This window comes from Peribacillus loiseleuriae, assembly GCF_001183985.1.
GTDB classification, from domain to species: domain Bacteria; phylum Bacillota; class Bacilli; order Bacillales; family DSM-1321; genus Peribacillus; species Peribacillus loiseleuriae.
On record NZ_LFZW01000001.1, the window covers coordinates 4,287,087 to 4,309,843 of the forward strand.

Annotated in this window: 19 protein-coding genes and 1 pseudogene; all 20 read right to left on the minus strand. The window is 37.8% G+C overall.

Annotated features, from left to right (window positions below; translation table 11 throughout):
* Positions 1-306: 306 nt before the first annotated feature.
* The 20 genes and pseudogenes from AC625_RS19790 to AC625_RS19885 all read right to left on the minus strand — a co-directional run bounded on the left by AC625_RS19790 (position 307) and on the right by AC625_RS19885 (position 22,388).
* Entirely contained in the window at positions 307-3,528 is a 3,222-nt protein-coding gene (locus AC625_RS19790; protein ID WP_049682855.1) for a DEAD/DEAH box helicase, read from the minus strand.
* A gap of 490 nt (positions 3,529-4,018) precedes the next feature.
* Entirely contained in the window at positions 4,019-6,460 is a 2,442-nt protein-coding gene (locus AC625_RS19795; RefSeq protein WP_082191179.1) for a bifunctional diguanylate cyclase/phosphodiesterase, read from the minus strand.
* 612 nt (positions 6,461-7,072) lie between these two features.
* Positions 7,073-7,162 (minus strand): annotated as a pseudogene (locus AC625_RS19800) (IS200/IS605 family transposase); the annotation flags it as partial.
* A 199-nt stretch (positions 7,163-7,361) separates the two neighbouring features.
* Complete coding sequence (locus AC625_RS19805; RefSeq protein ID WP_049682857.1) at positions 7,362-7,841, minus strand: SRPBCC family protein; 480 nt, start codon at positions 7,839-7,841, stop codon at positions 7,362-7,364.
* Positions 7,842-8,085: 244 nt separating this feature from the next.
* Positions 8,086-8,958, minus strand: a complete 873-nt coding sequence (locus AC625_RS19810; RefSeq protein ID WP_049682858.1) for a PhnE/PtxC family ABC transporter permease — start codon at positions 8,956-8,958, stop codon at positions 8,086-8,088.
* Positions 8,958-9,743, minus strand: a complete 786-nt coding sequence (locus tag AC625_RS19815; protein WP_049682859.1) for a PhnE/PtxC family ABC transporter permease — start codon at positions 9,741-9,743, stop codon at positions 8,958-8,960. Before AC625_RS19815 ends, AC625_RS19810 begins: the two co-directional genes overlap by 1 nt.
* Positions 9,733-10,521 carry a phosphonate ABC transporter ATP-binding protein gene (gene phnC / locus AC625_RS19820; RefSeq protein WP_049682860.1) on the minus strand — a complete coding sequence of 263 codons (789 nt, stop codon included), beginning with the start codon at positions 10,519-10,521 and terminating at the stop codon, positions 9,733-9,735. The genes AC625_RS19815 and phnC overlap by 11 nt, the downstream gene beginning before the upstream one ends.
* 44 nt (positions 10,522-10,565) lie before the next feature.
* A complete protein-coding gene (gene phnD / locus AC625_RS19825) occupies positions 10,566-11,615 on the minus strand; it encodes a phosphate/phosphite/phosphonate ABC transporter substrate-binding protein (RefSeq protein ID WP_049682861.1) in 1,050 nt (349 codons plus the stop codon).
* 115 nt (positions 11,616-11,730) lie between these two features.
* Positions 11,731-12,459 carry a phosphonate C-P lyase system protein PhnL gene (locus AC625_RS19830; protein WP_049682862.1) on the minus strand — a complete coding sequence of 243 codons (729 nt, stop codon included), beginning with the start codon at positions 12,457-12,459 and terminating at the stop codon, positions 11,731-11,733.
* A 113-nt stretch (positions 12,460-12,572) separates the two neighbouring features.
* A complete protein-coding gene (gene phnM / locus AC625_RS19835) occupies positions 12,573-13,751 on the minus strand; it encodes a phosphonate metabolism protein PhnM (RefSeq protein ID WP_049682863.1) in 1,179 nt (392 codons plus the stop codon).
* A gap of 34 nt (positions 13,752-13,785) precedes the next feature.
* Positions 13,786-14,631, minus strand: coding sequence for an ATP-binding cassette domain-containing protein (locus AC625_RS19840; RefSeq protein WP_049682864.1), 846 nt, complete (start codon positions 14,629-14,631; stop codon positions 13,786-13,788).
* Positions 14,632-15,486 carry an alpha-D-ribose 1-methylphosphonate 5-phosphate C-P-lyase PhnJ gene (locus AC625_RS19845; RefSeq protein ID WP_049682865.1) on the minus strand — a complete coding sequence of 285 codons (855 nt, stop codon included), beginning with the start codon at positions 15,484-15,486 and terminating at the stop codon, positions 14,632-14,634.
* Positions 15,483-16,622, minus strand: coding sequence for a carbon-phosphorus lyase complex subunit PhnI (locus AC625_RS19850; protein ID WP_049682866.1), 1,140 nt, complete (start codon positions 16,620-16,622; stop codon positions 15,483-15,485). Before AC625_RS19850 ends, AC625_RS19845 begins: the two co-directional genes overlap by 4 nt.
* Entirely contained in the window at positions 16,610-17,221 is a 612-nt protein-coding gene (phnH, locus tag AC625_RS19855) for a phosphonate C-P lyase system protein PhnH (protein ID WP_049682867.1), read from the minus strand. Before phnH ends, AC625_RS19850 begins: the two co-directional genes overlap by 13 nt.
* Positions 17,222-17,233: 12 nt before the next feature.
* Positions 17,234-17,659 carry a phosphonate C-P lyase system protein PhnG gene (gene phnG / locus AC625_RS19860; protein WP_049682868.1) on the minus strand — a complete coding sequence of 142 codons (426 nt, stop codon included), beginning with the start codon at positions 17,657-17,659 and terminating at the stop codon, positions 17,234-17,236.
* 132 nt (positions 17,660-17,791) lie between these two features.
* On the minus strand, positions 17,792-18,493 hold the full coding sequence (locus AC625_RS19865; RefSeq protein ID WP_049682869.1) for a GntR family transcriptional regulator: 702 nt from the start codon (positions 18,491-18,493) through the stop codon (positions 17,792-17,794).
* A gap of 247 nt (positions 18,494-18,740) precedes the next feature.
* Positions 18,741-19,598, minus strand: coding sequence for a PHP domain-containing protein (locus AC625_RS19870; RefSeq protein ID WP_049682870.1), 858 nt, complete (start codon positions 19,596-19,598; stop codon positions 18,741-18,743).
* A gap of 405 nt (positions 19,599-20,003) precedes the next feature.
* Positions 20,004-20,723, minus strand: coding sequence for a YebC/PmpR family DNA-binding transcriptional regulator (locus AC625_RS19875; protein WP_049682871.1), 720 nt, complete (start codon positions 20,721-20,723; stop codon positions 20,004-20,006).
* 480 nt (positions 20,724-21,203) lie between these two features.
* Entirely contained in the window at positions 21,204-21,497 is a 294-nt protein-coding gene (locus tag AC625_RS19880) for a helix-turn-helix domain-containing protein (RefSeq protein WP_049682872.1), read from the minus strand.
* Positions 21,498-21,767: 270 nt separating this feature from the next.
* Positions 21,768-22,388, minus strand: a complete 621-nt coding sequence (locus tag AC625_RS19885) for a PadR family transcriptional regulator (RefSeq protein WP_049682873.1) — start codon at positions 22,386-22,388, stop codon at positions 21,768-21,770.
* Between the last annotated feature and the right edge of the window lie 369 nt (positions 22,389-22,757).

Below are 22,757 nucleotides of genomic sequence, written 5' to 3' on the forward strand. Positions count from 1 at the left end.
AAACTTTCCAAACGCAGCATATCGGAAGGTTATTTGGTATGTCTAAATTTAGTATAGCATGAGATATTTTAAGTTTTTATTGAAAAATATTGACAAACTATTAGCTGGTTTACTGGAGTTTTACAACATTGCAAGAACAAAAAAAGAAAAATCCTGTTTAAATTTAAACAAGATTTAAATCAAACTTTATTACAAATTATCAATCTTTTTTTATTAATTATCAAACTTTGTTTCAATGCCACAATAATGTAGCACCATATAATATCCTCGTTTTGTCGGCAGAACCCCTTATAGAACCAATCCCCTCTATATCGCCAATATCTCCCGAATGTCCTCTTCAGTAAGAGTAGACGATATTTTCTCCTCAGAATCAATGATTTCTGTAATCAGATGTCTCTTTTTCTCTTGCAGTTCATTCATTTTTTCTTCAATTGTGCCGCGAGCAACAAGCTTGATAACCTGGACAATATTTGTTTGACCAATACGATGGGCACGATCTGCCGCTTGCTCTTCGACTGCGGGATTCCACCAAATGTCATATAGGATAACGGTATCAGCCCCTGTTAGATTGAGTCCTGTTCCGCCTGCCTTTAAGGAAATGAGGAAGAAGTTTCGTTCACCTGCATTAAATCGATTGCAGATGCCTACTCTCTCTTCTGAAGGAGTTTGCCCATCAAGATAGAAAAAAGGCAGGTCTTGAATCGTTAATTTCCTACCTATAAGCTCAAGCATTTTCGTAAACTGTGAGAAAATCAACACTCTTCTTCCAGAAAGCTTTGATTCCTCAATAATCTGCAGCAGCTGTTCAAATTTCGCCGAGCTTCCTTTATATCCCTCCACAAACAAAGCTGGGTGACAACAAATCTGTCGCAACCGAGTCAAACCAGCCAGGATTTTAATTCGATTTTTCCGAAGTGTGTCCTTGTCCAGATGCTTCAACGTATCGTGTCGCAGCTTCGCCAAATAAGCAGCGTACAATTGCTTCTGATCAGGAAGTAACTCCACGGATTCCATCGATTCGATCTTTTCAGGAAGCTCTGGCAGTACATCCTCTTTCAACCTACGAAGCAAAAATGGACGAATCCGTCGGGCAATCGTTTTCCTTGGGAGGTTACTGTATTCCTTTAACCCTAGAAATAGTTCAGGAAAAACAACGTGAAAAATAGACCACAGCTCCTCTAGTGAATTTTCAACAGGTGTGCCAGTAAGGGCGAAGCGATAATCAGCTTGAATCTTCTTCACCGATCGTGCAGTTTGTGTCACAGGATTTTTAAAGACTTGAGCCTCATCAAAAAACACGGTGTGAAAAGATTGTTTCTCGTACCACATAATGTCCTTACGCAACAATGGATAGGAGGTGATGATCACATCCATAGCCGTTATATCTTGTTGTAGATTGAAACGTTCTTTTTTATTTCCATCAACGACTAAAGCTTGTACATCCGGGGCAAATTTCATAATTTCACTTAGCCAGTTATACGTCAAAGAGGATGGGCAAACAATAAGCGCCGGGCTCTTCTTTTTACGAATATTAGGAAGTTCCGATAAAATGAATGTGATGCTTTGCAGCGTTTTACCTAGTCCCATATCATCTGCAAGAATCCCGCCAAATCCATAGCTGGCAAGTGTTTTCATCCATTTGTAGCCGTGTTTTTGATAGTCTCGCAAGATTGGCTCTAAACGCTTCGGCACCTCAAACTCCAGGCTACCCGGATTGCGGATGTTTTCCAAGAACTGTCGGAATGACTCTTCATATGTGAATGCATGGCTATCATCAACTGAATCAAGAAGCCGAAGTCCCCGAACGATTGGTACATTCAAGCCACTTTCCAAATCTTCATTCTGGACCGGAAGTGCATGCAAAAAGCGGTTAATTTCTTCAAATTCCCTTGTTTCCAATGAAAGTAGTGAGCCGTTCCGCAAACGATAATACTTTCGTTTCTCCTCTAATGCCAATAGAATCTCACGTATCTGTTTCTCAGGAATGCCATCCATTTCAAATTTGAATTCCAGCCAATTGGTCCGTTCTTTTTTGACCTTCACCCTAACCTGTGGCCGAGCATTCTCTTTAGAAATACGATTTCTCACTGCCGTAGTTGCATATATTTGAACCAATTTTTGAAGTTTGGGTACAACATGGTACAAGAACTCATACTCCAACTCTTCATTTTGCAAAAAATATCCGCCGTCCGTTTTGGCAAACGAACTATCCTCCATCAGCTTTAGTATCGCTTCCTCCTTCGCAACATCCCTTATATGCATCGAAACTGCCCGGAGTTCCCGACTCTCCAATGGATTAATTACAATATTTTCATAGTGAAACTCTAGCCCAGCAAGCAGGCGATTTTTCAGACGATCCAAGTATAGTTTGGCAATCAGTGGTTTCTTTACAAACCGCTCAGAAATAGTTCTAGATATTTGAACATCACCTAGTCTTTTTAAACCCGGAACCACTTTTTCCAGAAAAAAATCGATTTGCTCCTCATGGATCGGAATTTGATTCGTTCCTTGCCCATCTAGCATCTGTTTTAGATCCGAAAGACGTTTGCAATCTTCACTTTTCAACTGAATTACTTTTCCTTCAGATAAAACAGATTTATACGAATTCAACACAATCATCCGATTCAACCCTCTGATTTTCAGTTGATAGCCTTTGCCTTCCGTTTCCGCAAAGTCAAACTGTAATGGTAGGGGGTCACTCACGAAGTGAAGACCGTCAAACGTATTCCCCTCATACGTAAGCTTCACCAATGGTGCTCTTTCAAGAATAGGAAAAATCTTGTCCCAAGAAGATGGAGGAATCAGTAATATGTGATGATTGCTGACATAATCTGCTTTGTCAGGCACTGCATCTCCATACACCCTTTCATCATGGATGACTTGAATGAGTTGCCAAATCACAGCATCTGTCTCTTTTTGAAAGCAATGAAGGCTTGGATCATACGTAAATGATGTAGAAAGCAAGACTGAATTGCTCTCTTGTACTTGCTTCAGAAAATCTCGGATATTTTGCACATCGGTCGGTCCAATCTTGGCTTCTATTCCAAACATGTATCCGCCCTTGCCTATTCTGACGGGTTTACATGTAAACTCTACATCAAGCACTTTTCTTTTTTCAAAGTGAAGTTGATGGCCGCTTGATCGTATAGGCCGATCATTGAAAAGGGTCATGACATCTTCTGCCAGTGCTTGATTTGTTGAAGTGCCTAACTGGTGTTTACTCGGAAGAATAGGGATGGTTCCTTGACGTTGATGTTCGTAAATCGACAGTAAAACAGCTGCAATATGTTGGCAGTCCTTTTGAAAGGAAGCAAGAGATGGGCAACTGCATTTCGTTCGCAAACCACCATTCTTATCCTTTTCAATCGTGACATGAAAATCTTCCATGCTAGTAACCGTTGCTTCACAAACTTCAGGGGTATATTTTTCAAATATTACTTTATTAGCTCGATAAAAAGAGTCTCCTCTTTTGAAGGAGACTGTACCACACATTTCTTTAATAATTTTTTGAGTAACTTTTATATTCAAATGCTGTGTTCCTTCCTAAGGTTATTTTACTTCTGTTATCTGAACTATGTGAAATTGGGATTTTTGTATAAGTAATTACCGTACATGTTTGAAGTTTTGCATGCGTTCATTATTATGAAAAAAATCTAATTATCACGATTGTATCATAAGGGGCGATTATTTTATCTGCAGTATGTGGATTTTATATATCTTAAACTGCATGATAAATTTAAGTGACCAAAATCTAGCCGTATTATGGTAACCGTGGCTGTGCAATAGTCATCCTAATGATTGGCTTTATGAAGGACATTTCTTCCGTTTTCTATGGAAAGTTGTCCTTCATTAACTTTCAAAACGTTATAATAAATATGTTCAATTACTGATGCCGTTTTTAAATAACTTTATTATGATGAAACATTTACTAGTTTTCCTGAAGAGACAAAATTATTAGCCTATTGAAGCAAAGCATCCAACAGTTATAGAAGTAACCTTGATCTAGACTTTTAATTCATCATTGAATCTTAGCTAAGAATTGTTCTTTAAATACAGTTGACATTTCTTCAGCTGAAATAGGTCGGCTAAAAAAGTATCCTTGGGCTTCGTTACATTGTCTTTGTTGAAGGAATTGAAGTTGTTCTAATGTCTCAACACCTTCCGCAATCACTTTTAGATCTAGGTTATGAGCCATATTAATAATAGTATCAACAAGGGAAGCATCCTTTAGATCAGTAAATATATTCGTTGTGAAAGCCTGATCAATCTTTAATGTATCGATGGGGAATGTTTTTAGATAGCTTAGGGAAGAGTAACCCGTTCCAAAATCATCTATTGATAAATGAATCCCCATTTCTTTTAATTGATGCATTGTGGAAATCGCATGTTTCGAATCTTGGATAATACTTTCCGTAAGCTCAAGCTCAAGCTCAAGATACTTGGCATCAAGTCCCGTTGTCTTTAGCGTTTTGCTGACCATTTCAACTAAATTACTTTGTTGGAATTGACGGGAAGAAATATTAACCGCTATTCTCACAGGTAGAAACCCCTTATTCTGCCAATACTTATTTTGAAGGCACGCCTCATACAGGACCCACTCGCCTATTGGAATGATTAGTCCAGTTTCCTCCGCTAAAGGGATAAAATCAGCAGGAGAGATCGTTCCCCACTCAGGATGTTGCCAGCGGATCAGAGCTTCCACACCAATCAAATCCCCGGAATTTACATCAACTTGAGGTTGATAATGAATGATAAATTCATCACGTTTCAACGCTTTCCGTAATCCAATCTCTAACTGCATTTTTTTTGAAACTATTTCGTTCATATCAGGTGTGTAAAACTGAAAACTATTTTTCCCTTGCTCCTTTACACGGTACATGGCCGTGTCCGCATTTTTAATCAAAGTCTCTATATCCCTACCATCGGACGGATATAGAGCAATCCCAATTGATGGTGTCACAAACATCTCATGTTCATTTAGCACAATTGTGTGACTGAATAAATCTACTATTTTCTGAGCACTTTTAGTAACGTCCTCAGCTGTAGTATTTGGAAGGAGAACAATAAACTCATCTCCACCTTGACGGCAAACTGTATCCATTTTACCCACACAGGCTTGAATGCGCTTGGCAACCTCAATCAACAAGTGATCACCTACAGCATGTCCTAACGTGTCATTAACGAACTTAAAACGATCCAAATCGATAAACATAATCCCAATAATGATATGCTTATTTTCATTTGCTTGATCAAGTGCTTGAGTGAGGCGATCATTTAATAAGTGACGATTGGGCAGTCCTGTCAAATGGTCACGATAAACCATTTGGTTGATTTTTTCTTCAGCATGTTTTCGTTCGGTGATATCTCGAATAATGCTGCTGAAGTATATATTTCCTTCTTCTTTCCAAGTAGCAACGGAGAGTTCTATTGGAAATTCATTTCCGTCTTTCCTTAGTCCTTGTAATTCAACCGTTTTTCCAATTACTTGGGGTTTATTTGTAGATAGGTAACGATTCATACCCAATTGATGAGCTTCTCTGAATTGTTCGGGGATAATGATTTGTAGTTTTTTCCCTAAGACTTCTTTATCCTCATATTCAAAAATAATTTGAGCTCCTTTGTTCCAAGAAATAATGGAGCCCTTGCTATCGGCTAAAATAATAGCATCGTTAGCGGATTCTATTACTGAACGAAACTTCCTTTCTGATTCGATTGATTGAGACTCAAATCGCTGATCAACAACCATACTAATGAACACAAATCCTAATATGATTAGCATGCCAATTCCAATAGAATAGGCTAAAAGGGTACTATTGAATGTCGGTCCTGACAAGTTATGTTGATGATATGGTTTGAACTTTACAGCTGACATTCCGATATAGTGCATACTCGAAATAGCTATCCCCATTATTAGGGCACTGCCAGTTTTTCTCCACCATATTCGTGGTGTTTTAGGGTTCTGACTTACATAAAACAATAGATATAGAGCTACTAATGAAGCAAAAAAAGCGACAATGACGGAAAGTACCCATAGAAAGGGATTATATTCAATAGACGCCCCCATCTCCATTGCTTCCATTCCTATATAATGCATAGAAACAATTCCTGTGGCTATAAAAAGGGACCCGAGGATAACTGATGTTGTACCCAGAGAAGACCTATTAACAATATATAAAGCTAATCCAGATGAGATAATGGCAGGAATAATCGAAATAATGACCCAGGTTAAATTGTACGTGACTGGGATCGACAAATGGAATGCAAGCATGGCAATAAAATGCATAGACCATATGCCCATCCCCATCGCAAACGCTCCACCAAATAACCATATGTAACGCGCAAAACCTCTTGCTTTATTAATTCGAATTCCAAGATTTAGTGCAACGAATGAATCAATAATAGCAATAATAATAGAAAGTAGAACAAGGGGTAGATGATAGGTACTCGAAATCACTTCCATATGATATATTTTATTCCTCCTTTTAGAAATAAAGTGAAACTTCAATCAGTCGGGGTTTTACTCTCATGAAATAGCCATTTTCATTATTTTTGGTGAAGCTTGCTTCATGTTTGGCTGCCCATAATACGGGATAAAGTATGATAAAATCAACTACAATGGTTTACCTTAATATAAAAGGAAAGTACCAGTAATAGCGTTTTTTCAAAATTATACATTTTGAACATTCAAAAAAATCGCCATTCTTAAACCCAAAACTCATTACCAAATCAAAACACGAAATATTCGCGAGATTCCGTTTATTAATAATATTTTGTCATATACCAAACTCTATCATTTTTAGGAAAAATAAACTATATAATTATATTAAAAATAGGTATTTTATCATAGTTATTATAAGTAACAAACCCAAAAAATTCAGTAAAAATAAAGAGCCTTCCTGCTTAGACAGAAACATCACCTATAAATGAAACAAAGGGCTGTCCCATAACGAAAGGGTCAGACACCACAACGGCTATATACAGATTATAGTTAGTATTTTACTACTATATACTGTGTATAGAATACGAGGTCAGACCCTTTTTGGAACACACTCTTGTTTCATTTACTTCATTAAATCACTTGTCTTCTGTACTTTGGTGCAAATACATTGTGATACTTACAATTCCATGTTGTGTGTGCTAAATTATTATTGTCTTTTGACATATAAAACTCCTCCTAGTGCTTAAATATTGGTTGGCGAACCATATTTATTTTAGCACCCAGGAAGAGTTTTTTTGATACATCGCTATAAGCTATCCGGAACCATAGGCCTAGCCTATGGTTTTCATTTCTATAAAATAAAAAACACCAACCGATGACTCGGCCAGTGTTAGATGTATAATCTACTATTCATTATTACCACTTATACTAATACTTCTTTTACAGCCACGACGTATTTCTCGTACCACTGTTCCCATTCTTCTTCTCGAGAGTCTATTTTTCTACCATCCAGTAATGCCTGAATAACCTCAAGACAAACATGCCAACCAGCAAGATCTCTTGGCGTATGATCCGTGATGGTTTCAATCTTTTCAATCAATACTAATAAACAACCATCCTGTTCCGGATACAATTCAAACCGAACGAGATCTTTGTCCCACGTAAATTCCAATACTGAATTCAGCTTGAAATCTGTAATCGTAAACTCTTCAAAAGTGCCGTCTTGCATATCGAATTTAATAATTCCACCTTTACGAAGCTCATCAATTCGAAGCTCGGAAAACCAAGTTGCTAGTTTGTCGTTTTCCGTCAACATCGACCAAACCTTTTCAACGGAGTGTTCTTCATATCGCTCGAATCGAGCGATATACCCATGTTCACCTTTTTTTAAGTTAGCTAACATTTCCCTTCCTCCCAGTTGCTCGATTTACAATTTAAAAACCTATACAGCATATCATATACTAAAATAGACGATTTCCCAAAGATGTCCAGCTAAATCTTGAGAGTGACCAGAATAGCCCCCCAGTCATATTCCATTGGTTGACTTGGTTATGTAAATAAAGAAAGAGCCACTCCACCTAACAAGATGGAAGTGGTTCTTCTTCTAGCTGGAAACGTTTAAAGTCTATGACCAGCTTCCGTCACTATTATGACAGAACTTGTAGCTTCCTTTTAATACGTGTTGCGAAGATCTCAAGGCAAATTGCAACAAGTAGGATAAAATAAGTGATTGCGCCGATTTCACGCAAGTCAAAGTAAAATCCACTTGCCATGAACATATCGAAGCCGATTCCTCCTGCTCCTGCTGCTGCGCCCATCGCCACTGCCACTGCAAAGTTGATCTCAAATCGCATGAATGTCCATGAGACCATATAAGTAATCGTCGATGGGATGACAGCTTGGAACACAATTTGCCACCAATTTGCCCCGCTTGCTTGCAATGCTTCAATCGTACCTTTATCAAGTTCTTCAAAGGATTCTGAATAAGCCTTTACAAGATAGCTAATTGAGTGAAAGGTCATTCCAATTACTGCTGCAACACTACCTAATCCTGCAGCGACTGCAAAAATAAGAACCCACAGAACGGTTGGTACGGCTCTAATTAGGGCAACCGTTCCTTTTATCACAACTGATAATGGTTTAGAAGAGATATTTTCAGCTGCTAAAAGGCCTAACATTAATGCAATGATTGCTCCGAATATTGTCGTTAAAAAGGCTAATCCTAATGTAACTAACACTTGGAAAAGTGCATGTGAAAAGTTAAAATGCTTCAGATGGGGATCAAAAAACATTTTCCCCAAGTTATCCATAGTCAATAGAAGTGCATCAATGAAGTTAACATCCTTATAGTCAAAACTAATAAATGCATAAATAGTCAGAAGTGTGAGTAGTAGCCCACATGTCCTAATAGCGATTGAGGATTTACTAAAGGGCTTTTTAGATAATCGTTCACGTAGCTGTTTATCTAAGATTTGGTCAGCTTGTAAGGAGAATGATTTGATTGGACCTTCAGCTTGCATTATAAAATCATCCTCCTCACATAATTTGAAATAAATTCGATACATAAAATCGAGATAATGATCGTGATGACGACAAGACTAGCAATGTCATAGTTCAGACTTTTATAATACAGATTAAAAGTAAAGCCAATACCTGATCCTGTAAGTAGTCCGACTAGCGTTGCATTTCTTATATTTGTTTCAATCATGAAAAGTACCCAACTAATCATTTGCGGAATTGTCGAAGGGATGACAGACTGAGAAATGACAGTCAGATAAGTCGCACCCGTTGCTTGTAATGCTTCTACGGAACTACCACTTACTTCATCAATCGTCTCGATAAAAGCTCTTGTTAAAAAACCGAAAGATCCGAAAAACAAAGCGAAATAACCGGTAAAGGAACTTTGTCCAAATGAAAATAACAAAACCATCGACCACACCGAGACATCAATATTTCTAAATAGAATCGCAATTCCTCGGCTAATACTTCCGAAAAAACGATTCACTTTTGTCGTATTTGAACCTAAGACAGCAAATATAAAGGCCAATACTGCGGCGACTGTCGTTGCTGCAATCGAGATTAATAGAGTTTCTTTTAGCTTTACTAAAATATCTGGCAGCTTCGCCAAAGAATCCATTGTTGGGTAAAAATTCGATAATGCCCATTGCACAGCTTTAGGAACAGAGGTAAAACCTTTTGCCACATTGTATTCTGTTATGATAATGGAAACAATCGTCGCAACCCCTACTATTAAAAACAATAGAAGTGAATTTCTTCTCTTTTTAGCAAAAACATCAGCTGACATGGGAACCTCCCAAATCAAAAATCAACTTTCCTTCATCTGAACCGTAAATCTGGTGGATATCATTAGAAGTTATACTCTTTGCAGTCCCATCAAAAACAACTTTGCCACTATTTACCCCAATAATTCGATCCGAGTACTTTAAGGCAACATCGACTTGATGTAGATTGACTACCACTGTAATTCCCATGGATGTGCAAATATTCCTTAGGTGATCCATGATAATCTTGGATGAATTCGGATCTAAAGAAGCAATCGGTTCATCACATAGAAGCAATTTAGGATCTTGGATGAGTGCCCTAGCGATGCCTACACGCTGCTTCTGACCTCCACTTAATTGATCAGACCTTTTATAAATTTGCTCTTCTAGACCTAGAATTTGGAGGATTCTAGCAGCCTGAAGCTTCTCATCCTCACTATACAGACCAAGAGCGCCTGCCAAAGTAGATTTATAGCCTAAGCGACCATGCAGGGTATTTTCAATCACACTTAGTCGATTTACGAGATTATAATGTTGAAAAATCATGCCGATTTTCGTCCGTACTTTCTTTAATTCTTTTTTATTTAATTGGTGTACATAATTATCGTCAAAGATGATTTCTCCACTGGATGTATCAACCATCCTGTTGATGCACCGAAGAAGAGTTGATTTTCCTGCTCCAGATGGCCCGATTACTGAAACAAACTCTCCTTCTTTCACAGAGAAGGTAACATTGGATAACGCTTTTGTATCCTTTCCAAATTGTTTGGAGACATTTTTCACTTCCAATAACGTCGTCATGTGTTAACCTCCCCTTCAAATTTTCTTACATTATGATTGGTACATTATTTAGACAATTCTCGAATTGGATTGAACCAGTCATCCTCAACTTGTATTAAACCTTCATCCCCGCTTTTCTTTTTGAATAAACCTGAAAACTCTGAGTCCTCTGGTACAAATATCTTTTCATTATTTGCGACTTCATCAGAAGTTAACGTTTCAAGAATTTTTTCACGCGTTTCATCATTAACTAATTCCGTATTCACAACGAAAGGTGAATTCAACACTGGAGTTACCGAAATGAGAGAAAACTCTTTATCTACAACTGTATTAAATGGTTCTGCTGCATCCTTCTTTACCTTGTATACAGCACCTGCTTTATTCTCTTCCCCCTCAGCAAGTTCCACATAATTATTCACACAAGTGTCACAAAATGCTGCCACGTCTGCTTTTCCAGTCAAAAGATTTACAGCAGAACCTTGGTGTGAACCACCATATAATACTTCACTGAAGAATTTGCCTTTACCGCCTTCTAATAAATCTTCAGCCGTTAAGTCTTTATATTTATCTTGTTGAGAGAAATAATCAACGATTCCGGTGGAAGGTACTTTAAAACCAGAAGTAGAGCTATTTGATACGAATGAGAATTTTTTTCCTTGGATATTATCTATGACATATTCTTTATTATTTTTATATGTATCTCCATTTTCTTTTTGAACAGCTAACCAACTATAATAAACCGCATCATCCAATGTACCTGATTCACCACTTGGAACTACTAAAGCTTGAACTTTATCATTTTTGTTGTTTGCTTCAATATATCCTTGTGCTCCTAGGAAAGCTAAGTCTGCATTTCCATTCGCAATTGCCTCGATGGCAATGATATAATCTGTTGTGGTTTTATGTACAACTTTCTTTCCTGTGCTTTCTTCCAAAATCCGCCCGATTTCATCGCGGGTTTCCCCTAAGTCTTCCCCGGATTCATTTGGCAACCACGCAATCGTTAGTGTATCCCCTTCTTGCGCTTTCGTACCTCCTGATGTACTACTAGAAGAACATCCTGTAAAAATGACCAAAATTACTAACATCAAAATAGAAATAATCGATTTCTTCACGATAAATCTCCTCTCTTTTTTGAAAGTTCATTTTTTTATTCCAGGCACTACCTTGTTCACAATACATGGACAATATCAATCTATTGTGAATTTTTCTGGATTTTAGGTTAAGAATTCATGAAGAAATTGTTATATCCTTTTGAATAGTGCAACTAAACTGTCCATTCTTCATGCTATATTCTTTATTTACTAGCCCATTCATGAACTCTAAGTCATGAAAAATACCGAGCATAGTCGTTCCTTCTTTCATTAGCTGTTCAAGCAAAATCTTAACCTTCCATTTTGAATCGTGATCTAAGCTTGCTGTTGGTTCATCTAATAAGAGGAGCCGTGGTTTTTTCACCATTGCTCTTGCAATATTTAACCTAAGCTTCTCTCCACCTGAAAAAGTTGCAGGATAGCTGTCCCATAACTCTCTTCCTAATTCAAAATGGTCAAGGATTTTCTCTGTTTCCATATGAGCAATTTCTCTTGTTTGTCCCATTTCAAGGATTGCCTCTGTTACGAGCTGCCTTGCTGTCGTTCTTGGCATCACATTTAAAAATTGAGAAACATAGCCAATCTCATGCTTACGCAGAGAAATCATTTCTCTTTCTGTCGCTTTTGCTAGATTAATAGGACCATAGTGGGCAGAGTCATACCAAATACTACCTTCTTGAATCCGATAGGTACCATAAATCGATTTTAAAATTGTCGATTTTCCGCTGCCACTCTTGCCTGTAATGCCAATAAATTCACCTTTTTTGATTTGGATCGTAATATCTTTGACCGCTTGAATATTCTTGTCGATATTATGTAAAATAAAGAATTTTGATAAATCTTTAATCTCTAATAGATTGTCCATTTTGCCACCTGCTTTCTAATATCATGATTTATCCCGGACTAACAGTGCATTACCTCCACATACCAATTATTGTGAGAGGTTGAGGATGATGCCCCCGAGTGATGGAATTCACTTTAGAGCCGATAATTCGTCCTTTGAATCAACTTCCCATCTACGATAACACTTGTTATCACAGGGAAATCATCAGATATTTTTTCAATAATGAGTAAATCTGCTTTTTTTCCTTCACAAATGGATCCTAATTCATGATCCAGTTTGACTGCCTTGGCAGGATTAATGGTGACCAGCTTAAACATATCAACAAGGTCCATTCCATAGTTATTCACTAATTCAAACACTGCATGGAGAAGAGCGGCTGGGTAATAATCACTACATAATATGTCAATGCTGCCATCTTGAATCGCTTCAGAAGCACTTAAGTTACCGCTGTGAGAACCTCCCAAAAGTACATTTGGTGCACCTGCTATTGTGTGCATTCCTGATTCATGTGCTTTACGGGCAATTTCAAGCGTAATGGGAAACTCACTAATATTCGTTCCAAAGCTTTGAACTAGTTCAAGCTTTTCAATCGAATCATCATCATGCGAAGCAACAGCGATATTATTTTCTCTCGCTAATAGGGCAATTTCTTTCATTCTGTCTATCGTCAACTTCTCTTTCCTTTGATGAGTTAAAATCATCCCATCAATGGCTTCATCACTGTAGTCTTTATAGCCTCTTAACGTGTTTCGATAAATCTCTAAATGTCTGTACTGTCCTTGTCCTGGTGTATGGTCCATGAATGAGACTAAATGTACTTTCTTTTCCGACACATATTCTTTTAAACAATCAATATCATCGAGATTATCAATTTCATATCGGGCATGAAACCGATGTCGGACTAAGTGTTTCATCGTATGTGTTTGATCGATTAAGTCAATAAGTTTTCTAACATTCTCAGGCTCCCGAATTGGCTTATACGAGTATTCCGTTGATTTATAAAGAGATAGGGAATGAAACATGGTCGTAATGCCATGAGTGACCAGTTCCTTTTCTGTTTCTCTTAAGCTCATTGGAAAATTCATTAAAGAAGTAGGGCGCGGTGCAGTCATATGTTCAATATAGTCTGAGTGGAGATCAATAAAACCTGGTGATACATAGCCCCCCGATGCGTCCAACACTTCCATTTCAGCACTCATTTCTATCTCTCCGGCAGGGGCAATTCTATAAATTTCATCATCCTTAATTAAGAGATCATGGTCTACTAGCATCAAATCTTCTGTTATAATTTTTCCATTTTTAATCAGCAACAATATTTCTTCCCCCATTTTTCTAAGACATTTACTTTTACAACAGTGAATGGACTAATTGTTGTGTGTAAGGATGCTGCGGATCTTCAAGTATTTGATCAGTTAAACCTTGCTCGACGACTTTTCCTTCCAACATGACGAGCGTACGGTCTGCAAGCATTCGGATTACACCCAAATCATGCGAAACTAGTACAATGCTAATATTCAATTCTCTTTGCAGGCCTTTAATTAAATCCAGCACACTTGCTTGAACCGATAAATCTAAACCAGTAGTGACCTCATCTAAAAGCAGTATCGGTGGATTGTTCGACAATGCTTTAGCTATTTGAACCCGTTGCTGCATCCCACCGGAAAAGTTCCTTGGCTCCTCTTTCATCCGGTGAATCGGAATATTTACTTCTTCGAGAAGACTGGCACCCCTTGTTTCCATGCTGCCAACATGTCTGTTTCCAGCTGAAATTAACTTCTCAGCAATATTACCTATTGAGGAGAAATTCATTTTCAAGCCTAGTATCGGATTTTGATAAACTTTGCCCATTAGGTGATTTCGAATATATCTTTTTTTCTGTGCCGACTCATTCAATACATTCTTTTTTCCATTCTCAAAGCCTGCCACATACATTTCACCATTCGTCACTTCCTGATCAAAATACAGACTTTTCATTAAGGTAGATTTTCCACTGCCACTCTCTCCTACAATTCCAAGAACTTCACCTTGATACACATCAAACGTCACATCACGACATGCATAAACCGTTCCACATTCGCGACAATAGTTTTTAATCATATCGCCTGATTCTTTGTCTTTGCAAGATGGACAGCCGTTTCCAAATTGTTTGTTCAATTGTTTAACGGATAACACCGGTACTTCAAGTTCAGCCATTTATTTCACCCCCAATGATTGTTTTTGATTGACTATATCAAGACAATTACTTGTATCATTGCATTGGAAATACGTTGCTCCCGTATCTTGATCAACGAGTTCATCCAAAAATACGTCTTTGGAAGTACAGAGAATACACTCACGATTCGCAAAGGACTCTTTCTCAAATTCATAATCATCGAACGCTAAAGATGTTACCTTTGTAAAGGGAGGTACTGCATATACTTTCTTCTCCCTGCCAGCCCCTAACAAAATGAGCGCTTCACTATAGTCAAGCTTTGGATTATCAAATCTTGGTATCGGACTTGGTGCCGAGACATACCTATCGTGAACCATAACTGGATGATCTGCATCTGTCGCCATCGTTCCATATTTCATAATTTGTTCAAATAACATCAGCCATGCTCCACTATACTCTCTCTCAGCATGAAGCTTTTTCGTTTCATATTCGCTCGGTTCAAAACTTCTTAAAGGTTCAGGTAACGGAACTTGAAGTATTAAAATCTGGTCTTGTTGCAACGACACTTCAGGCACCCGATGTCTAGACTGGATTAACGTTGCCTCTCTTGTACTGTCCGTCGTCCTTATCCCAGTCGTGTCTGACACAAGCTTTTTAATATTAACGGCATTAACGGATTCATCGGAGCCTTGATCAATCACTTTAAGAACATCTTCTTTTCCAATTAATGATAAGGTAAGCTGTAAGCCACCTGTTCCCCACCCACGACCAATCGGCATTTCCCTAGAAGCAAAGGGCACTTGGTAACCCGGTATCGCAATCGCTTTTAAGGTTGCCCTTCTAATTTCCCGTTTCGATCCTTCATCAAAGAATGCAAAATTATAAGATTTATTCATTCATTGCCACTTCCTGTCTCTCCAGTACTTGCCTTCTCTTTCGTCTTCCGTATGCTATCAAGCTTGGATTGAAATGTAACATAATGAGGCATCTTCAAATGGGAAATGAAACCCGTCGATTCAACTGAATCGATATGATAAAGAACAAATTCTTCATTTTGACTTGGAAAATCAGCATTGGGATTCTCCAAGCAATTATCTAAAATACCCATTGCAATTGCCTTTGTTTCATTTTGTCCAAAACAGAGGCCATAGCCAATTTCAAACTCCATTTCTTTCTTTCCTCGTTCTTTCTCGACTGTTACCGGAACGAGCATTTCCACTTCTGTCGCTTGGAAATCTCCGATATAATAGCTATCTTCCTCTTGACCTTCGTCAAGTGGGTGATCGAGATAGACTGGAAGTTGACCTACCCGCAACTCTCCTACTGTTGGATGCAGCGCACCATATCCACGTATGACTGCATAGGCCAGTGACGTGACGGCACCTGTCTGACCTCTTGTTAGAACTTGCAGGCGTTCACTTCGTTTCGAAGGAAACTCTAGACTTTTCCTTGTTACATCTTCAGGCTGCAAGTCATTGTTTTCACAGCTTGCTAATAAGCCTTCACTTCTTAAATAGTCCAAAACTTTTGGTAAATTGGTTATATCACTCATATGCCTTTGATCATATTCAGTTAATCGATTTTCGGCATGATAGGCATATAACCAATCCTGAATGCTTTCTTCCGTTTCCTTCTCTAATTCCCAATCTAATAACCTGTGGGTGTAATCGGTCGTAGCACCTAAAATCTGTCCACCAGGTATATCTTTAAAGCTAGCAGAAACCCTCCGCTCGACTTGCATATCTTCGGAACTCATCATTCGTGAAACATGTTTTCTTGGTAAAGTGGATCGATAAGCTCGTAAGAGAAATACCGCCTCTTCTGGATTTCCCTCCGCTTGTTTAATGGCTATTGCAGCCAAAGATTGATCATATAAACTGCTTTCTGACATGACCTGATCTATTAACCCTCTCATACCATCTTCAATCTTATGTACATCTAAAACTGTCCCTTTTTTCAATCTCTCATACTTTAAGCGTTTGATGGATTCTTCAATGGCCTGTGTTCCGCCCCTTACTGCTACATATCCCATTTAATCTCCCACCCATTTTCTTTAATTTGCGTCGTTCTCGGAATAGCTAGTAATTGATGCTGGTGATCCAAGAAATACATATCAATTCCCAAAGGAAACTCTACGTTTTTCTCATTTCTCATCGCCATCCAATTTGGAACATTTTGCATATTTAGAATAGTTTCTCCTTGTATCCCAGGTCCTGAAAGTTTCATAGACTTCCCTTTCGTTACATCTGAAACTTCTAAAATAATCATGGCTGATTCATGCGGATTTGATAAGTTTCCGACCTTTGCTTGATTCAATGCTTCTTCCATTTCCTCATGTAGCGCGTCCTCTAAAATAAAGATAAAGTCAGCGTCTGATACATCAACAGATTTTGAATAAGTAAGCTGATTAATCAATCTAGACACTGTCTCTTCCTGCTTAGTAATGACTTTAAACGTGACTTCTGGATCAAGGACCGTAAGTGCAAATAGTATCGTTGCAGATAAACAGTTCGCTTGAACATCCAAAGCACGAACTTCTCTCTGCAAGTCCATGACGGTCCCAGGTCTTGAAGTCGCATCTACTAGTTTCCTATATACAGCCTGCAGATCATGAACTACATCTAATTTCATCATTATCCCCCCTTATTGAACGTCCATCGTTTCAAAACTTACTTTTGTTCTTAAGATCGATTGTTGTAACTCTTGACGATTTTTCTGTATATTCTCTTTCTCTTTTTCTAATATATGTGACCACACTCTCGTTTCTAATAGATCCGCTTGATAAGCAGCATCAATGACAGCTAGCCAGTAAGCCAGCTCCTCCTGATGTCCCTTCACGATGCCGATTCCGATTGAATCGTGGATTTGAACTTTACATTCTGTCACTAATAATTCTCCAAGATAAAATAAGCTCTTCTTAGCCGTTTCTCTTGCCTTTAGTAAGACAAGACCATTCTCAGGCTGTTGAATGACGGTTACTGTATATTTCATTTCTATTTCCTTGGCAAAATCTCTCGCAATGGCGTCAGAGCCTTGAATCAAAATCTCTGTTCTTTCCTTTCTTTTCATTCAACCGGCCTCCAAATGTTTTAGTTTCTTGCTACATCTCCAATGTATCTTGTTGCCAAGTGAACGTACGTTAAGAAAGAGTAAATCTATGTATAAAATTTGTAAAAGCCACTTAATAAAAGTGTCTACGCTTTAGATCACATAGGTAAAATAATCACTGCGATAAATAATGACCGTGTTTTCAAGAACTTGCCCGCTATTCTTATCCACACATTCTGACTCTACTTGCAAAAGTGGCACTAAGTTGGAACACTGTAAAATCTCTCTTTCAGTTGGCGTCGGGAAAATCACATTTAGTGTGCTGCTATTGGAGCCAAATTCTACAAAGCCACGCTGCTTATAATATAGAAACATAGAGGTAATACCCGGGCCATCCTTTTCAATCTCAGGAAAAATCGACTGTGCTACAAAAGAAGTATGAAGAGCAATAGGAAGTTCGTCGATTAGTCTCAACCTACCAATTTTAAATACCTTCTCATCACTTCCTACATTCAGGTTTTGAAAAATCTTCTTATCAAAAGGAATTTCCTCGCAAAAAATCGTAATCGTTTGAAAAGGAAAGTGTAATTCTTTCATTTTCTCAGTAAAACTTACGTCTCCAGAAAGAATTAATGGAATTTGTTTCTTGCTATCTTGAACATAACTGCCCTTCCCTTGCCTTGAATAGATATAACCTAGATCTTGAAGCTGTTCGTATGCCTTTCTGACAACCATTCTTGGAACTTTAAATTGATCAGCTAATACATGCTCTGAAGGTAATTTTTTATTAGATTGAAACGTGCCTTTTTTAATTTCAGAAATTAAATGATCCACTAAAATGACTTTTTCTGTCATGAGACACTCCTCCTTTATTTACACCTATGACAGTTTTCTTATTAGTGTTAGTGTAAGGAGAGATTATGAAGCTACCATTACATTCTTGTAAAGAAAATAGAAAATTCCAAAAAAAGTCAGATTCCACACTATATATATCGATTAAACGATATATATAGTGTGGAATCTGACCTTTTCGTTTTAAGATTAATGAATAAATAGTGGTTTAGAGTACGTTATTTTTCCATGAATGCTGCAATTCTTTTCATTAGTAAATTGCCATGCTATGTTTCTTTGATTTCAGGGCATTCAAACATTCCACTCCAGGGCTTTTACTGCCGAGCTCTACAGGTTTATCGCCATAGTCCCCATGAAAATCTGAACCGCCAGTCATAATAAGATTATATTTTTGGGCATATTGAATCGCCATTTCTTCTTCCGCACGACTATGATGTGGGTGAAGAACTTCAACTCCTTCAAGTCCAGCCGCTACAAGGTCTGGAATGATTTCAAAGCTAGCGTATTGTCCGGGATGAGCAAGGACTGGCACACCACCTGCCTCACGTATCGCTTTCACAGCAAGACATGCATCCACATACTCCATGGGAATGAAAGCAATCCCTGGCTCTTCGCCATTTTGCCCGCGACTGAAAAGCCGCTTATACAAATCACCAAAGATTGAATCCGTATAACCTGCTTCCATCAATGCTAGCATAATATGTTGTTTATAAACGCCGGTTCCTCCCTTATACTTACAAACCTGATTCCAAGTTATCTCATAACCAGCATGGATTAACCGCTTAACCATTTCTTCAGATGCTGCATGCCGCTTTTCGATCAATGGCTGGCAAAGCTCGAAAAGTGCCTTATGTCCATAGTCCATATAATAGCCTAATAGATGTACACGTCTACCTCTTGCAAAATCATAACCTGAGACTTCAATACCAGGGATAATTTCTATCCCTGTTTCTTTTCCCTTTTCCACCATCTCCTGCAAACCATACGTTGTATCATGATTCGTAATCGCTAAATGACTGATTCTTTCCTTTGCCGCAAGTTCCAATACCTCTTCAAACGAACAAGACCCATCTGAAATATTCGTATGACAATGTAATTCAACCTTCATTCTAATCCTCTCCCATTCATTTTGATTGCCTAGTTTCACCCTAACTTGGTACCAAGTTGGTAACATTAAAATGAGGTAAAATATGTGTAAAATTTTTCATTTCAGAGTAAGTTTTCTTTTTGGGAGATTAGTGGCAGTGTTGTAGGTTCTGATTGGCTAATTGGGGATTTTCTAAAGAAACATGTAAAAGCTACGCTAACATTCAAAGTGTTAGAACTCTGCAATATGTATATTGAAAACAAGGTCTATCCATTTCAGTATATCCAAATTAAATAAGCAAAGAATGTCCCAGAAAGGGTTGACCTCACATTCTATACACCGTTTATTATGTCATTCATATAAACGATCTTGAATAGATGTAGGGTCTTAAACCTTTCGTTATAGGACAATCTCTGCTTTCATTAATCATTCACCTAAATCTACATTATGGTACACTTGCTGAACGTCCTCTAAATCTTCTAATGCATCAATCATTTTTTCAAATTGCTCTTGTGCGTCTGCTTCGAGCGTTAGGTCATTTTGCGCAAGCATCGTTAGTTCGGCAACTGTGAATTCAGTGATCCCAACATTCTTGAATGCTTCTTGTACAGCATGAAATTGATCTGGTTCAGCATAAATGATAACTGATTCATCTTCTTCTACGATGTCACGTACATCTACATCTGCTTCCATTAATAGTTCAAGCACTTCATCTGCTGTTTTCCCTTCAAGGCCGAATACAGCTGTGGCATCAAACATATAAGCTACAGATCCGCTAACTCCCATATTTCCACCATTTTTACCAAATGCAGCACGAACATCTGATGCAGTACGGTTCACGTTATTTGTCAATGCATCGACGATTACCATAGACCCGTTAGGTCCGAAGCCTTCATAACGAAGTTCGTCATAGTTTTCTTCTGAACCACCTTTGGCTTTTTCAATCGCACGGTCAATGATTGCTTTTGGCACATTGTACGTTTTTGCACGCTCAAGTACTACTTTTAAAGCCTGATTGGATTCTGGATCTGGCTCACCTTGCTTGGCTACTACATAAATCTCACGCCCGAACTTTGCATATATACGACTCGTATTTGCATCCTTTGACGCTTTTTTTTCTTTAATATTGTTCCATTTACGGCCCATAATGAACACTCTCTTTCTACTTTGAATCTATACAAAATTATACGTATGAAATAAGCGATTTCTTCAACACTTTTACAAAAAACAATAAGGAGTTCGTTACGCTGATTATTGTTGACGAACCACCCTAATAGAAGTTTATGACTCATTACTAGCATATATTATACAACAATTATATAAGCTGTTTCGAGTTTTAAATAAAAAAAGCAAGTGGTTCTTATATAATAATATAGGTTTTTAAATTGGTTTATTATTGATCGATTAACCGCAATTCAAAACGGATCAATTCGCAACTTTATGACCAAGCAAAATTTCATATCCACTTTTCATTCTGAGTCCAAACCCAATAGGCCATGGATAGCTATTATCTTAGTATTTGGTCCCTACTCTGAAATATAGACGAAAACTGAACATATTAACCTGTTTTGCTTGCAAATGATCAATCATCTAGATCATTGAAGAAAACGTGACACTTTATCGCTGCTATATCATTAGCTCGACTTCCTTGCAAAGCTCAACTAACTGTTCAAGCTTTTTAACGGCTCGTATGACTGTTCTGCGACTTAATTGCACATTTGTTGCGATGTAGTCATATTTAGTAAAACTTACGCCAATTACTTTTACCGAATGTCGCCAAATGAACGTTAAGACTTTGTTGGTGCCTTCTGATAACTCAGCTTTTCGCTTGTATAAAAATCCCCGAACAGATTGATCCATTTCTTCAATCGTCTCGAATGATTGATAATGTTTAATCGTTTCAAAATTTAATTTCTCCATTATTCTCGCCCCTTTTTATGTTGTCACTCTCTTTATAAGGGCAAAAACAAAAAAAGTAGCATCGTCTAAAAATTTTTCTAATATGAACGAATTACAAATAGCCAAGGCTATTATAAAGCGCTTGGCTAAGGTTCAAATACGCTATTGTCTGACCATTGCTCCGGATTATTGAGATAGAGTTTAGCTTCGTCCATCTGTGTAAGCCTGTCCAAAATTTAGTAGTATGTTGGCGATTACATAAATGATTGGCACGCTTCCTACATGAAGATTTTAGATTTCACTGACAAAAATCATGTTTTGAATGATTAGATTAAGGTTGCCAGCACCGATCATCCATAACGTTAGTTTGCTCATAGTAAAATTTGATTTCTCAATTAGATTTAAAACCCATTGACACCAAGAAATCTCCTCTTTGTCCATCATGTTCCGTCGATTAAAGAGTAGATAGCGACCAAAATGCTTAGACATCGTATCTCCCCGATGCTTTTGTTCCAGCTCTGTTAGTGTATCCGTTCGAAAAGCAACTTTTTGTTCAAGATTCAAAATTCGATCCTGAATTAACTTTTTCGCATTTTCCTCATCCGATAACCAAATGGAATTTACCTTAATCAGAAACTCATCTCTCATAATTGGATCAGATGGAGATTCTGCGACCCATTTTTCTAACGTTTCTCTACCTTTATCTGTAATCGAAAATATTTTTTTATCCGGTTTGCCAGTTTGGATAACTTCTTCAAATACAAGAAGCCCATTTTGTTCCATTTTGGTTAAACGAGGATAAATTTGACTATGTTTCGCTGGCCATACCGCATCCAAATATTGTGCTAATTCATATCCTGAGCATGGTTTTCTACCGAGTGCACTAAGAATTGCATATCCAAGAGTATTCATAAATATCCCCCATCCATAAAATAGGAGCAACCTAAAGTTGCATAATACAAATGTCCCTTTTATTAAATCCAGAGATTATACAAGTCTTCTTTAATCCCTATATTATACATATAGTATATACTAAATAAAGTACGAATAATAGCTGTTATCCATCTGCTTGTTCGAGTCCTCATCATACGTATCATGCCTTACACAATGTAAATCTCAATAATTACCAAAACTAACTAACAAATGTTCCTTCACCAAATATAAAGTTGTAAACTGTCGCTTCCCCAACCATTTTCACTGTACTCATCGTTCGTAGACCTTGAACAGAACCAAACTTCACTCATGAGTATTCGTATGGAATTACGATCAAGTCCATAACTC